Source organism: Halomonas sp. (genome assembly GCF_014859505.1).
Lineage (GTDB): Bacteria > Pseudomonadota > Gammaproteobacteria > Pseudomonadales > Halomonadaceae > Halomonas.
Window position 1 is genome coordinate 26,575 of record NZ_JACUUD010000017.1, and the last position, 14,267, is coordinate 40,841.

Consider the following 14,267-nt stretch of genomic DNA (forward strand, 5'->3'; position numbering starts at 1 on the left):
ACAGGAGAGACGATGTTCCCTACCCCGACTGCCCGATGCTGCGGCCTGGCCGCTGCCGCGGCCCTGCTGATCGCCGGCCCCGCCGCGGCCGAGCGCCCCCTCGAGGCGGACGCCGTCGCCGAGGTAGCCACGCCGCTGGTCAGCCCCCATGACAGCCGCGACTACCGGGTGCTGACCCTGGAGAATGGCCTCACCGCCCTGCTGGTCAGCGACCCCGAGGCCGACAAGGCCGCCGCCTCCATGAACGTCTCGGTGGGCAGCGCCCAGGACCCCGAGGACCTCGCCGGCCTGGCCCACTTCCTCGAGCACATGCTGTTTCTGGGTACCGAGCCCTTCCCGGAGTCCGAGGCCTACCAGAGCTACATCACGCGCCACGGCGGCAGCCATAACGCCTTCACCGCACCCCAGGACACCAACTACTTCTTCGACATCGACCCCGACGTCCTGGAGGGCGCCCTGGACCGCTTCAGCCAGTTCTTCGTCTCGCCGCTGTTCAACGCCGACCAGCTGGAGAGCGAGCGCAACATCGTGCACTCCGAGTACATGGCACGCATCCGCGACGACGCCCGCCGCGAGAATGACGTGCTCAACGCTCTGCTCAACCCCGAGAACCCCACCACCGGCTTCTCCGTGGGCAGCCGCGAGACCCTGGCCGACCGCCCCGAGGGCGAGCCGAGCCTGCGCGAGCGGGTGATCGATTTCTACGAGCGCTACTACGACGCCAACGTCATGCACCTGGCGCTGGTGGCGCCGCAGACCCTGGACGAACTCGAGACGCTGGTGGCGGAACGCTTCGCCGACATCGCCAACCGCGGGCTCGCCGCCCCGGAGATCACCGAGCCACTGGTGATCGACGACAGCCTGCCCCAGCGGGTTGCGCTGCAGTCGGTGCGCGACAGCCGCCAGCTGCGCCTGCTGTTCCCGATCCCCGACCCCCTCGCCGAATATCGCCACAAGCCCGCCGACCTCATCGCCCACCTGCTGGGCCACGAGGGTGACGGCAGCCTGCTGGCGGTGCTGCGCCAGGCCGGCTGGGCCGACGGCCTCTCCGCCGGGATCTCTCGCAGCGACGGCCACCACGCCCTGTTCAGCGTCAACGTCAGCCTGACCCCGGACGGCGCCGAGGCCCGCGACGCCATCGAGGCGACCCTGTTCGCCGCCATCGAACAGCTCCGCGCAGGAGGCCTCGAGGCATGGCGCTACGACGAGAAGGCACGCCTCGCCGAGCAGGAATTCCGCTTCCAGCAGCATGGCGCGCCTCGCCAGGAGGCGATGCGCCTGGCCATGAACCTCTCGCGCTTCCCGATGGAGGACGTGCAGTACGCCGCCTACCGCATGGACGGCTTCGAGCGCGAGCGCAGCGAGACCTACCTCGACGCCCTGCGCCCCGATAACCTGATCCGCCTCTACAGCGCCCCGGACGTGGAGGGCGAAGACACCTCCCCCTGGTTCCACGCCCCCTGGCGGGAGGACGACAGCGGCGAAGCCACGGCGCTGTCCGGCCTGGCCCTGCCCGCCCCCAACCCCTATATCGCCGAGGACCTCGACCTGCTCGACGATCAGGACGAGCGCCCGCGGCAGCTGGTGGCGGAGCCGGCCTTCGACCTCTGGCACATGGCCGATGCCACCTTCAACACCCCCAAGGTGGAGTGGCGCTTCAGCCTGCAGCACCCCGGTGCGGCCAGCTCCGCCCGGGAGGCCGCCCTGGCGCGCCTGCTCGCCGGCTGGCTGGATGACAGCCTCAACGAGGCCTTCTACCCGGCGCGCCTGGCCGGCCAGCACTTCGAGGCCTATGCCCACGCCCGCGGCATCACCCTATCCTTCTCCGGCTGGCGCGACCGCCAGGAGCAGATGATGGAGCGGGTACTCGAGCAGTTGCAGGTCGGCGAGGTGGACGACGCCAGCGTGGCGCGGGTGCGCTATCGCCTTCAGCGGGAGTGGCGCAACGCCCCCCAGGCGGCACTGCATCGTCAGGCCGGCCGCACCCTCGCCGAGGCGCTGGTCCGCCCCCAGTGGCCCAGCGCCGACCTGCTGGAGGCGAGCCGGGAGCTGACCGCGGATGACCTGCGCGACTACCGCGACGCCCTGCTCGCCGAGCTGCGCCTGGAGGCCATGGCGGTGGGCAACCTGGGTGCCGACGAGGCCGAGACCCTGGGGCGACGGGTCGCCGAGCGCCTGGCACCGAGCCTCGACGCCTCCGCCATTCCCGATCTCACGCCGCTCAAGGCCGACAGCGAGCTGCCCAGCCTGACCCCGCACACCAGCCGCGAGGAGTCGGTGGTGCTGCGCTACCTGCAGGGCCCCGACCGCTCACTGGCCAGCCAGGCCCGCCTGGCGGTGCTCGGCCAGCTGATCGACACCCCCTTCTACCAACGCCTGCGCACCGAGGAGCAGCTGGGCTACGTGGTCAACGCCGGCTACTCGCCGATGCTGGACGCCCCGGGGCTGGCGCTGCTGGTGCAGTCGCCGGACACCGAAAGTGCTTCGATCGATGCGCGCATCGACGCCTTCCTGGACGGCTTCGAGGAAAGCCTGGCGGCGCTGGACGACGAGGCCCTGGCGCCCTATCGCCGGGCGGTCCACGACCGCCTGACCCAGCGCGACACCAGCCTGGCCGGCCGCGCCGGCCGCCTGTGGCAGGCCATGTCCTTCGGTGACACTGACTTCGACCGCCGCGAGCGGCTCGCCGAGCGGACCCTGGCGGTCGACGCCGACGAGCTGCGCGAGCTGTGGCCTGACCTGCGCCAGGCGGCGGTGGCCCGGGTCGCCTTCGACCCGGGTGACAAGCCCGACGACGTACTGGCCCTGGCCCGGCATCTGGAGCCGCTGCCGGAAGTCGAGGAATGAAGAGTGAAGGGTGAGGAGTAACGCAAGATAAGCGAGAGGCACCTGTGGGAGACCGGCTGTGCCGAGCGAATGGCGGCGCAGCCGCCCGGCGGTGTTACGGCCTGTGCCGAGGCCACCACCTTCGCCCCGCAGAGAGAGGGCCTGAGGGGCGATACCTCAGTCGAAGGCCTGGGGCGGCACGATCGCCTCGACGTGCATCACCAGCTCCTCGAGGACCTGGCGGTCGCGGTCGCTCAACGCCACCTGATTGAGTCGCTCGATCTCCCGGGCGAAGCCCTTTAGGGTAAGGCCGGCCACCGCCGAGTCGTTCATGCGCGCCCAGCGATAGGCCTCCCACTGGGCCAGCTCCTCGCCCTCCAGGGTCTCGGGGTAGCTGCGCGCCCGATAGCGGAACAGCATCTCCTCCAGGCGCGGGTCCTGGAAGGCGAAGCGTGCTCCCACCAGGTCCCAGGGGTCGGCGTCGCGCACCCGCTGCATCTGCTGGCGGTCGGCCGGGGAGAAGAAGCCCCCGGCGTAGAGCATCAGGTCGGGGTCCTCGGGGCCCGTCGGCGGCGGGTCGGCGAACACCTCGCTCACCCGGCGCGCCACTTCGGGGTGGGCGGCGAGGCGCTTCCAGTGCTCGCGACAGGCGACCACGTCCAGCCCGAGGCGGGCGACGATCTCGCCATACTCGCCCTGCTGAGGACCCTCCACGTCCTTGAGGGCGCTGGCGGGGAAGAGCACCGGGCACCTGTTGATGTGAATCACCTTGAGGGGAATGCGCTCCTCACCCTCGGCCAGGTCGTCGTTGCTGACGAAGACCCGCTGGCGGATCTGCTCGGCGGTGAGGTCGAAGAGCGGGGTCGGGTCCATCGAGAGGTCGTAGACGATGACCCCATTGGAATTGGTGGGATGCTCGGCCAGTGGCACCACCAGGGCGGCGCAGCCGCGGCTGGCAGGATAGCGGCGCGAGATATGCAGCACCGGCTTGCGACCCGGCACGTCGAGCAGCCGGGCCACCGAACGCTTGCCGCGCAGCCCCAGAAGATAGTCGAAGAGCCTCGGATTGACCTCGCGCAGCCGCTTGGCCAGGGCGATGGTGGCACGCACATCGGCCAGGGCATCGTGGGCGCCCACGTGGGCGATGCCGTTGGCGGCGGTCAGGTCCTCGAGGCGAAAGCTCGGCGCGCCGTCCTCGCGGCGAGGCCACTCGATGCCTGACGGGCGCAGGGCATGGAAGGCACGCACCACATCGATCAGGTCCCAGCGGGAATTGCCGTTCTGCCACTCCCGGGCGTAGGGATCGATCAGGTTGCGATAGAAGAGGTGGCGGGTCACCTCGTCGTCGAAACGCAGGCTGTTGTAGCCCAGCACGCAGGTGCCGGGCGCACTCATCAGCGCCTCGATCTGACCGGCGAACGCCGCCTCGGGCAGGCCACGACGGCGCGCCTGCTGGGGTGTGATCCCTGTGATCAGGCAGGCCTGGGGATGGGGCAGATAGTCGTCGGCGGGCTTGCAGAACCACTCCACCGGTTCGCCGACCTCGTTGAAGTCGGCATCGGTGCGGATCGCCGCGAACTGGGCCGGGCGGTCACGGCGCGGGTCGGCACCGAAGGTTTCGTAGTCGTGCCACAGAAAGGTCAGCGGGGCAGCAGGCGGCGCCATGGGCAGACTCTCCGACGGTCAGGCTGGATGGAGGCCACAGCCTAGCACAGCACCGCTCGTCGCTCAGCCCGGCGAGCCCTTCGGCAGGGTGACGTTGAGCTCCAGCACCGAGCAGTTGTCCTCGCTGTCCAGGCTGATGTTGATGGCGTCGTCGTCCACCTGGACGTAGCGACGGATGACCTCCAGCAGCTCTTTCTCCAGCATCGGCATGTAGTCGGGCTGGCCACGCTGAGTGCGCTGGTGGGCCACAATGATCTGCAGCCGCTCCTTGGCGACCGACGCGGACTTCTTGCGCTCTCGCTTCAGGAATTCAAGCAGTTTCACCGGCGAACTCCTCCAAACATGCGGCTGAGCAGGCTCTTCTTCTGGTACTCGTGGAAGCGCAGGGGCACGTCCTCGCCGAGCAGGCGCGCCACCGTATCGGTGTAGGCCTGGCCGGCATCGCTTGCGGCGTCATGGGTCACGGGCACCCCCTGGTTGGAGGCGCGCAGCACCGCCTCGGACTCGGGGATCAGGCCGATCAGGTCGATAGCCAGGATCTCGCGAATGTCGTCGAGATTGAGCATGTCGCCCAGGTCGACCCGCTCCGGGTTGTAGCGAGTGACCAGCAGGTGCTCCTTGATCGGCTCCTCCCCGCGCTCGGCGCGTCGGGTCTTGGAGGCCAGCAGGCCGAGGATGCGGTCGGAGTCTCGCACCGAGGAGACCTCGGGATTGGTGACCACGATGGCCTCGTCGGCGAAGTACATGGCCAGCTGGGCGCCGCGCTCGATGCCCGCCGGGGAGTCGCAGAGGATGTAGTCGAAGTCCTTGCTCAGTGTCTCGAGTACCTTCTCGACCCCCTCCTGGCTCAGGGCGTCCTTGTCGCGGGTCTGGGAGGCCGGGAGGATATGCAGGTTGTCGACCCGCTTGTCGCGGATCAGCGCCTGGCTCAGCCCGGCCTCGCCCTGGATGACGTTGACCAGGTCGTAGACCACCCGGCGCTCGCAGCCCATGATCAGGTCGAGGTTGCGCAGCCCCACGTCGAAATCGATGACCACGGTCTTGTTGCCGCGCAGCGCCAGGCCGGTGGCGATGGCTGCCGCGCTGGTTGTCTTGCCGACGCCTCCCTTCCCGGAGGTCACAACGATGATCTTGGCCAAGAGTCGCTTCCTGTCTGTCGTCAGATGGTAAAGAAATGACCGCCTCGGTCGCGTCCAGCCTAGGCCAGCGAAGTGATGCCGAGCTGGTCTCCCTCGAGACGCACCTGCACCATGGCACCGAGCAGGCGCGGGTCGATGTCCTCGAGTCGCTTGTAGTTGCCGGCCACCGACAGCAGCTCGGCGTGGAGTTCACGGCAGAAGATGCCGGCCAGTGGGTCGCCGTGGATACCGGCCAGGGCTCGGCCGCGCAGGGCGCCGTAGACATGCACGCTGCCGGCGGCCAACACCTCGGCGCCGGCATTGACCGCGCCGACGACCACCAGGTCGCCCTCCGGGGCGGTGATCTGCTGGCCGGAGCGTACCGTGCCCCGGAAGATCCTCCCGCCGCTGGCCACGCCCGGAGGTGACGACAGGGCGACCTCTTCGTCGGCGCTCTCCTCGACGTCCGTCGAAGGCACGCTCTCGAGGGCCCTGGGGCGGCTCGCCTCGAGGGGCGGGAACCAGCCCAGGCCCAGCGCCCAGGCCGACTGCTTGACCGGCTCGGCCCCGCCGCGCACCGCCACCGGCAGCAGCTTGTGGGCACGGCATACCGCGCAGATGCGCTCCAGGGCCAGGTGAGGCTCGTCGAGCTTCTCGACGCTGAGCACAACCGGGGTATGCTGGAAGAAGGCCGGGGACTGGCTGAGCTTGCCGGCAAGCTGGTGACGGATCTGCTCGGGGTCGGCGCTGGCCAGCTCCATGACCGTCATCGGCAGCATGCCGCCCTTGAAGGTGAAGGCCATGCCGTCCCTGTCCACTTTGAGGCTCATTGCCGAACTCCACATGGATGTTGGTCGGGGTACGCCACCAAAGCTAAGCGAGTGCCGCGCCCCCTGCAACTGATCATACGCCCAGCAAGCCCCCACTGTCAGTGTCTCCAGGTGGCCACAACACGGGCTTTTCCCCAGCGGCACCGCATGCTTAGATACCCTCCATGCCCAAGACCGGCGAGGCGCCTGACGGCCCTGCCCGGCACCACCCGACAATAATCTATCGGCGCGTCCCGGTGTGTGATGCGCCCTTCATCAGGATCGCCCATGTCAGGACTCCTTCGTCGTCTGTTCACCCCGCGCTGGCGGCATTCCGACCCCCAGGTGCGGCGCCAGGCCATTGCGCGCCTCGACCTCGCAAACGACGAGCAACGCCAGGCCCTGGAGCGGCTCGTCCGGGACGAGGACCCGTCCGTCAGGTCCACGGCGCTGGCCCGCCTCGACGACCCCGAGCGGCTGCTCGTCCTGGTCGACGAAGGCGGCGCCTCCGAAGAGCTCTCCCATCGGCTGATCGCCCTGCTCGCCGGGGGCACCGGCAGCCTGGAGCTGGGCGCACGGATCGCCCTCATCGAACGGCTCCGCGATGCCGACCTCCTGACCGAGCTGTGCCTGCAGGGCGACAACCAGCAGCTGCGCCTGGCCGCCCTGGCCAGGCTCGAGGGCGAGGAGGCGATGATCCGCCAGGCCTGCGACAACGGCATCGCCGCCGTGCGCCACGCCGCCGCCGCGCGGGTCGAAAGCGAGGCCGGACTGGCGCTCCTGACTCAGCAGGCGCGCCGCGACCGCCAGGTGATGCGCCAGGCCCGGGAGCGCCTCAATCGCCTGCGGGCCGACGCCGCCCAACTGGCCGCCGCTCGTGAGCGCCGAGAATCGCTGCTCGCCGACCTGGAGCGCCACGCCACCGCTCCCTGGGAGCCGCTCTATGCCGGGCGCTTTCGCCACCTGATGCGCGAGTGGGCGTCCCTGCAGGATCTGCCCGACGCCAGCCAGGAGCGGCGCTACCACGATGCCGGCCTGCGCTGCCGCAAGGTGATCAGCGACCACGAAGCCCAGCAGCGGACCAGCGAAGCCGCCGAGGCACGCCGCGCGGACGCCGAGCAGGCCAGAGAGGCGCTGGTGGAGGCCCTCGAGGATGGGATCGAGGCCCTGGGTCGCAGCGAGGTGGTCATGACTCAGGACATCGCCAGCCTGCGTGCCCAGAAGCAGCTGCTGGCCCACCGCTGGCAGGCGCTCTCCGACCAGCACCTGGCCGATCAGGCGCTACGCCATCGCTACGACGCCGTCCGCGAGGGCTTCGAGTCCATCAGCCAGGCCTGGGTCCGCCTGGAGGAGCGCGCCGATGAGATCGAGCGCGCCCTGACCGACGGCGATGACGAGCGCCTCGCGGCGCTCCTTGGCGCCCTCGCCTGGCCCGCGGACCTGGCCCCCGCCCCGCTGCTGCGCCGAGCCCGGGAACGCCTGGCGCAGCAGGACGCCCCGGCCGAAGACCACCCGGCGCAACTGGAACGCTTCATCGCCGATCTCGACGACCTGGAGAGCCTGCTGGAGAGGGGCGCCTTCAAGGGCGCCAGCCGCCTTCACCAGCGCCTGCGCCAGACCGCCGACACGCTCGACGCCGGCGCTCGCCAGCCCCATATGGCTCGCCTCCGTCAGCTGGGGGCTAGGCTTGCCGAACTGCGCGACTGGCGCAGCTTCGTGGCCGGCCCCAAGCGCGACCAGCTGGTTCAGGCCATCGAGGCCCTGGCCGAGGATATCAGCCTCCACGACACCGGCCTGGATCGTCGACATCGTCAACTGGTCAAGGAGTGGAAGTCCCTGGGCGACGCCGCCGCCAACCGCGAGCAATCGGCCCGCTTCCGGACCGCCTCCGACCATATCCACACGCGCCTGGCCTCCTGGCGGGAACGCCTCGATGCGGAGCGACAGGCCAACCTGGCCACCCGCGAGACCCTCTGTGAGCAGCTCGAGACGCTGCTTGAGCAGCCCGCCGAGGCGGCTGACCCTGATGCCCTGCGCGAGATCCGCGACCGCGCCCGGGATCAGTGGCGACGAGCCGCCCCGGTGCCCCGGGACGAGGCCGAGGCCATCGGGCGCCGGTTCGGCCGGATCCGCCATGCGCTACAGGCGCTGATCGACCAGCGCGCCCAGGCGGTCGCCGAGACCAAGCGTGACCTCATCGAGCAGGTGCGTGCCCTGCTCGGCCAGGCGATTCCCGCTGCCCGGCGCGCCGAGACGGTGAAGGCGCTGCAGCAGCGCTGGCGTGAGCTGGGCCGAGCCCCGAGGGGAGAAGAACAGGCGCTGTGGCGCGAGTTCCGTGCCCTGTGCGACCAGGTGTTTGCCTCCCGGGAGGCCGAACGCGACGACCGCGTCCGCCAATCCCGGGAACGCCAGGAGGCCATGCAGACACTGATCGAGCGCATGGACGCCTGGCAACCCGCCAGCAGCGCCGATGAGGCTGAACTCGACGCCGCCGTTGCCGAGGCCGCGGCGCTGGAGCCCCTCCCGGGCGGGCGTCGCACCGAGGGCATGCGGCGTCGCTGGTCGGGCATCGTGCGCGCCCGCAGAGAACGCCTCGAACGCCTGGCCGTGGTGGAAGAGATCGAGCGCTGGCGGATCGTGCAGCCGCTGCTGCTCGCCCATCTGGAGGCCGATGCCGAGCGCCTGGCCGGTGGCGAGTCCCGCGAGGTGGCACTGCCCGAGGGGCTGAGCCTGGAGGACGACATGCGCGGCGCCCATGCCCGCCGCAATGCGGCACGCCAGGAAATCCCTGCCGATGATGAGATGGCAGAGCGATTGGCCAGGGTGCGAGTGCATCTCTCCCTGCTCGCCGTGGGCAGCGTCAGCCACCGCGACGACCCGCTGCGCCTGGCGATCCAGGTGGAGCGCCTCAACGAGAGCCTGGGCCGCGAGCTCTCGAGCGCCGAGGAGGTCCACGGCGTGCTGCGCGAACTGCTGGCCACCGGCCCGGTAGCGCCTTCACTGTGGAGCCGCGAGGTGGGAGAGCTGGACCGCATGCTGGAGCGCCTGACACGCCTGCCACCGCCCTGATGCCGGCCACCTACCCATGACGACGCAGGAGCGCGAGGGGTCACCTCGCGCTCCTGCATTCGGGGGCGTACCCCCTGCCCGGTCGGCAGGGGCCACGGAAATTCCGGGCTATCAGCCCATGAACTGGCCGCCGTTGATGTCGATGTTGGCACCGGTGATGAAGCCGGACTCCTCGTGGGCCAGGTAGGCCACCAGGCGACCGATCTCTTCCGGCTTGCCGTAGCGCTTGACCGGGATGGTCTCGCGGATGGACTCACGCACCTTCTCGGGGATCTTCATGATCATGTCGGTGGCGATATAGCCCGGCGACACGGTGTTCACGGTGATGCCCTTGGTGGCGGTCTCCTGGGCCAGCGCCATGGTCAGGCCGTGCATGCCCGCCTTGGCGGCGGAGTAGTTCACCTGCCCGAACTGGCCCTTGCGGCCGTTGATCGAGGAGATGTTGATGATCCGGCCGTACTGCTTCTCCAGCATGGTATCGAGCACGCTGCGGCAGGTATTGAAGACGCTGTTGAGGTTGGTATCGATGACCTCGTGCCACTGCTCGGGTGTCATCTTCTTCATGGTGCCATCGCGGGTGATGCCCGCGCAGTTGACCAGCACACCGATCGGGCCATGCTTCGCCCCGATCTCCTTTACCCCGTTGACGCAGGCATCAAAGTCCACCAGATCCACCCCGGCGATATCGATGTTGCTGTAGCCATCCGCCTGCTGGGCTTCCAGCCAACTCTTGGCCTTTTCCGGATTGTGGTAGCCAGCGACTACCTGATAGCCCTCATCGGCCAGCGAGCGGCAGATGGCACTGCCGATACCGCCGGTCCCACCGGTCACCCAAGCAACGATTGCGTTGTTGGCCATTGTAACCTCCCTGATTGTCATGACGCTGTGGCCAGGCCACATCGGCCGGCACACCAATTATTCTCTGAAGCGTTGCCCGTTTGATGACAACTCCGGTGAGTATGGACCACGAAGTGGTGCCGGGACGAGCGTTTGAACCCCGCCCCTTGACTAAAGGGGTAATCCCTGTAGAATGCGCTTCACGTTGATGCGGGGTGGAGCAGTCTGGTAGCTCGTCGGGCTCATAACCCGAAGGTCATCGGTTCAAATCCGGTCCCCGCTACCAAACATAGAAAAAGTCAGAACCGACAGGTTCTGGCTTTTTTGTGCCCGATGCCCCGTCATCGGTTCGCTCCTGTTTCAAGGTCGGCGGTCCCCGCTACCAAATATGGAAAAAAGTCAGAACCAACAGGTTTTGGCTTTTTTTGTGCCCGGTGCCCCGTCATCGGTTCGCTCTTGTTTCAAGGTCGGCGGTCCCCGCTACCCAATATCAAAAGCAGCCAAAACCGAGAGGTTCTGGCTTTTTTGTAGCTGACGATGGCGTCGGCCGGAGTGCCGTGCAGCACCTCCCAGAGCGAGGCAGGGCATGCTGCGGCTGGAGGATATCAATGTGAGCCTGCCGGTGGTCTTCGACCTTCTCTATCGCGAGATCGCGAGGGCAACACCCAGCGAGTGGCCGAGCGGCTCGGCGTGACCCCAGACCACCGTCAGCCACACGCCCAAGCGTCTGCGCCGGCTTCCGAGCTTGAGCAGCGCCAGCATGTCCACCCAGGAGTCCGCCGGGGTCTCGGTGTTGTCGAAGCCCAGCAGCACGCTGATGATCTCGTTATTGTCAGGCGGGCTGACCGAGGCCCAGGATCTCGCGCGCCTGCTGCCAGGTGGCCACCGGACGCTCGTACTTCTCGCACAGCGCTACGGCACGCTCGACCAGGGCCGCGTTGGAGGGGGCCAGGGTGTCGCGGTCGATGCGCACGTTGTCCTCGAGGCCGGTGCGGGTATGGCCGCCGGCGGCGATGGACCACTCGTTGAGCTTGAGCTGGTTGGAACCGACACCGGCGCCGCACCACTGGGCATCCGGCGCCAGGCGCTTCAGGGTCTCGATGTAGAAGTCGAAAGTCGGCTTGTCGGCGGGCATGGCGTTCTTCACGCCCATCACGAACTGCACGTAGAGCGGCGCCTTGAGCTTGCCCTGCGTCGACAGGTTCACCGCCTGGTGGATGTGCGACAGGTCGAAGGCCTCGATCTCGGGCTTGATGTCGTACTTGAGCATTTCACCGGCCAGCCACTCGACCAGTTGGGGCGAGTTCTCGTAGACCCGGTTGGGGAAGTTGTTGGAGCCCACCGACAGGCTCGCCATGTCGGGCCTGAGCGGCAGCATGCCGCCACGCTCCTCGCCGGCCCCGGAGCGGCCGCCGGTGGAGAGCTGGATGATCATGCCCGGGCAGTGCTTCTTCAGGCCTTCCACCAGGCGCGCGAACTTCTCCGGGTCGGAGCTGGGGGTCTGGTCATCGTTGCGCACGTGGCAGTGGGCGATGGTCGCCCCGGCCTCGAAGGCCGCCTGGGTGCTCTCGATCTGCTCCTCGACGGTGATCGGCACGGCCGGGTTGTTTTCCTTGCGCGGCAGGCTACCGGTGATGGCGACACAGATGATGCAGGGGTTGGACATGGTGACCTCATTCCACGCCGTGGCGTGACTGGTTGAGTGGTTCTTGTGTGTTGTGGCCGGGCGGCACGCCTAGGCCTGTTCGATCACCGCCAGCAGCCTCTCGGCGAAGAGGCCGGGAAGATCCCAGGTCAGCACCCGGTAGCGCGGCAGCAGCGCCGGCAGGACGTCGTCCCATACCGCTTGACTCATGCCCAGCGGATGCGCCAGCACCACCAGAGGGTTGTTTTCACTGCCGAGCAGCCGATAGGCGACGCTGCGGCCCTTGATGCTCAAAAATGCCATAGGAAAACTCCGCTAATACCCGCTCAATCAAGAGAGCAGCCCCTGGTCCGCGCACCTTGCATATGGTGCTCAGGCCGAAGTGCTCGCTGCTCATGGGCCGCGCTCTCCGCCAGGCGCGCGCAGGACATGCTCAGCGAGCGGCCAGGTCGAATGAATGTTGACAAAGTTCGTATAGCGAACATAGTTTTGCATTGCGAACAATTTAACCCGCTTTTCGCCCACCGTCAAATTCCGGGCCACTTCAATGGCCAACATAAAGCCGCATGCCGAACCAGAGTTCGCCATGCGGCTTTATGATAGAGTGCCGAAAGATGGTCATTCCAAGGAGAGAGAACTGATGCCACAAGACGAAAGGGATGACGCACTGGCGCCCGATAACCGCGATTTTGTCACCGCCCTGGCCAGCGGCCTCGAGGTGATCCTGGCCTTCGACGAGGCGCATCCGCGCATGACGCTCAGCGAGGTGGCCGCCCGTACCGGCATGAACCGCGCCCGTGCCCGGCGCTTCTTGCTGACCCTGCATGCGCTTGGCTACGTACGCAAGCAGCAGCGCTATTTCGAGCTGGCCCCCCGGGTGCTGCAGCTCGGCTACGCCTTCCTCTCCGCCAACGACTATCGCAGCGTGATCCAGCAGGTGCTGGAGGATATCACCGAGGCCTGCGGCGAATCGTCATCGCTGGGGGTGCTGGACAGCGACGAGGTGATCTACGTGGCCCGCTCCTCCTCGCGCCACCGGCTGATGGCCATCACCCTCTCGGTGGGCACCCGCCTGCCGGCGGCCCATACCTCCATGGGTCGCGTGCTGCTGGCCCAGCTGCCGGACGAGGAGCTCGACGCCTGGCTCGAGCGAGCGGTGCTGGAGAAGCATACCGAGAAGACCATCACCGACAAGGCCGAGCTCAGGAAGTGCATCCTGAAGGTGCGCCAGCAGGGCTACGCCATCGCCGACCAGGAGCTCGACTCCGGGCTGCGCTCCATCGCCGTGCCGGCCTTCGACGCCAACGGCAAGCTGCTGGGCGCCATCAACATCAGCACCAATGCCGCCCGGATCAGCCACGAGACCCTGATGGAACAGTACCTGCCGCTGCTGCAGGAGAAGTCACGGCTCATTCGCACCAGCATCAGCTGAGACTCTCCCCCGCTCCAAGGAAGGCAACACCGTGCTGGAGATACTGGCCATTACCTGCCGATCTTCCTGCTGATCGGCAAGCAGTATGGCCAGGGCGAGGTCAGCGCCGCGGGCCTGATGGTCAGCACTCAGGCCTCCTTTACCTCCCTGGCAACCCGGTGACCCTGCGCACCGGCATCGAGGCCATGGCCGCGGGGGCACTGGCCTGGCTGGCCCGCTGAAGCCAAGCTCATACGCCACCATGCAGAAAGGCCGCCCAGGGGGCGGCCTTTCTCGTCGGTGATGCCGAGTGTGACGGCGCTGGCCTCAGCACTCGATGGCGCTGACGGCGAGCCCGCCCCTGGAGGTCTCCTTGTACTTCGCCTGCATGTCGGCGCCGGTGTCGCGCATGGTGCGGATCACCTTGTCCAGGGAGATGAAGTGCTCGCCGTCGCCGCGCAGCGCCATCTGGGCGGCGTTGATCGCCTTCACCGAGGCGATGGCGTTGCGCTCGATGCAGGGCACCTGAACGAGGCCGCCCACCGGGTCGCAGGTCAGCCCCAGGTTGTGCTCCAGGCCGATCTCGGCGGCGTTCTCCACCTGGGCCACGCTGCCCCCCATCACCTCGGTGAGGCCGGCGGCGGCCATGGCGCAGGCGGAGCCCACCTCGCCCTGGCAGCCCACCTCGGCGCCGGAGATGGAGGCGTTCTTCTTGCACAGGATTCCCACCGCCCCGGCGGTGAGCAGGAAGTTCACCACGTCGCGCTCGCTCGCCCCCTTCCGGAACTGCATGTAGTAGTGCAGCACCGCGGGAATGATCCCCGCCGCGCCGTTGGTGGGGGCGGTGACCATGCGCCCGCCGGCGGCATTCTCCTCGTTGACCGCCA

General features: G+C 68.1%; 12 protein-coding genes and 1 tRNA gene. 4 read left to right on the forward strand and 9 right to left on the reverse strand.

The window, feature by feature from the left end:
• Window positions 1–12: 12 nt before the first annotated feature.
• Window positions 13–2,847 (forward strand): insulinase family protein, encoded by a 2,835-nt coding sequence (locus IBX53_RS04350; protein ID WP_290905884.1) that lies wholly within the window; start codon window positions 13–15, stop codon window positions 2,845–2,847.
• A 156-nt stretch (window positions 2,848–3,003) separates the two neighbouring features.
• On the opposite strand, the gene sbcB is transcribed toward IBX53_RS04350, so the two are convergent.
• The 4 genes from sbcB to minC form a co-directional block, all read right to left on the reverse strand.
• Entirely contained in the window at window positions 3,004–4,491 is a 1,488-nt protein-coding gene (sbcB, locus tag IBX53_RS04355; protein WP_290905892.1) for an exodeoxyribonuclease I, read from the reverse strand.
• A 63-nt stretch (window positions 4,492–4,554) separates the two neighbouring features.
• On the reverse strand, window positions 4,555–4,815 hold the full coding sequence (gene minE, locus IBX53_RS04360) for a cell division topological specificity factor MinE (RefSeq protein ID WP_290788379.1): 261 nt from the start codon (window positions 4,813–4,815) through the stop codon (window positions 4,555–4,557).
• The gene (minD, locus tag IBX53_RS04365; protein WP_290905895.1) at window positions 4,812–5,630 is read right to left on the reverse strand and encodes a septum site-determining protein MinD; all 819 of its coding nucleotides are present in this window, start codon (window positions 5,628–5,630) and stop codon (window positions 4,812–4,814) included. The genes minE and minD overlap by 4 nt, the downstream gene beginning before the upstream one ends.
• A 59-nt stretch (window positions 5,631–5,689) precedes the next feature.
• Window positions 5,690–6,439 carry a septum site-determining protein MinC gene (gene minC / locus IBX53_RS04370; RefSeq protein ID WP_290905898.1) on the reverse strand — a complete coding sequence of 250 codons (750 nt, stop codon included), beginning with the start codon at window positions 6,437–6,439 and terminating at the stop codon, window positions 5,690–5,692.
• A 267-nt stretch (window positions 6,440–6,706) separates the two neighbouring features.
• Here minC and IBX53_RS04375 point away from each other — a divergent pair, with 267 nt between their 5' ends.
• A complete protein-coding gene (locus tag IBX53_RS04375) occupies window positions 6,707–9,487 on the forward strand; it encodes a DUF349 domain-containing protein (RefSeq protein ID WP_290905902.1) in 2,781 nt (926 codons plus the stop codon).
• 111 nt (window positions 9,488–9,598) lie between these two features.
• On the opposite strand, the gene phbB is transcribed toward IBX53_RS04375, so the two are convergent.
• Window positions 9,599–10,345 (reverse strand): acetoacetyl-CoA reductase, encoded by a 747-nt coding sequence (gene phbB / locus IBX53_RS04380; protein WP_290905903.1) that lies wholly within the window; start codon window positions 10,343–10,345, stop codon window positions 9,599–9,601.
• Window positions 10,346–10,533: 188 nt separating this feature from the next.
• Between phbB and IBX53_RS04385 the strand changes: the two genes are divergently transcribed.
• Window positions 10,534–10,610, forward strand: a tRNA-Met gene (locus tag IBX53_RS04385).
• Window positions 10,611–10,963: 353 nt separating this feature from the next.
• Here IBX53_RS04385 and IBX53_RS04390 read toward each other — a convergent pair.
• From IBX53_RS04390 to IBX53_RS04400, 3 genes are all read right to left on the reverse strand, one after another.
• Window positions 10,964–11,137, reverse strand: coding sequence for a hypothetical protein (locus IBX53_RS04390; protein ID WP_290905905.1), 174 nt, complete (start codon window positions 11,135–11,137; stop codon window positions 10,964–10,966).
• 19 nt (window positions 11,138–11,156) lie between these two features.
• Entirely contained in the window at window positions 11,157–11,990 is an 834-nt protein-coding gene (locus tag IBX53_RS04395) for a 3-keto-5-aminohexanoate cleavage protein (protein ID WP_290905907.1), read from the reverse strand.
• Between the two features lie 69 nt (window positions 11,991–12,059).
• The gene (locus IBX53_RS04400; RefSeq protein ID WP_290905909.1) at window positions 12,060–12,272 is read right to left on the reverse strand and encodes a hypothetical protein; all 213 of its coding nucleotides are present in this window, start codon (window positions 12,270–12,272) and stop codon (window positions 12,060–12,062) included.
• Window positions 12,273–12,609: 337 nt separating this feature from the next.
• On the opposite strand from IBX53_RS04400, the gene IBX53_RS04405 reads away from it, so the two are divergent.
• Window positions 12,610–13,401, forward strand: a complete 792-nt coding sequence (locus IBX53_RS04405) for an IclR family transcriptional regulator C-terminal domain-containing protein (protein WP_290905911.1) — start codon at window positions 12,610–12,612, stop codon at window positions 13,399–13,401.
• Between the two features lie 306 nt (window positions 13,402–13,707).
• Here IBX53_RS04405 and IBX53_RS04410 read toward each other — a convergent pair.
• Window positions 13,708–14,267 (reverse strand): L-serine ammonia-lyase (locus IBX53_RS04410; RefSeq protein ID WP_290905914.1); only part of this gene is annotated, 560 nt, incomplete at its 5' end.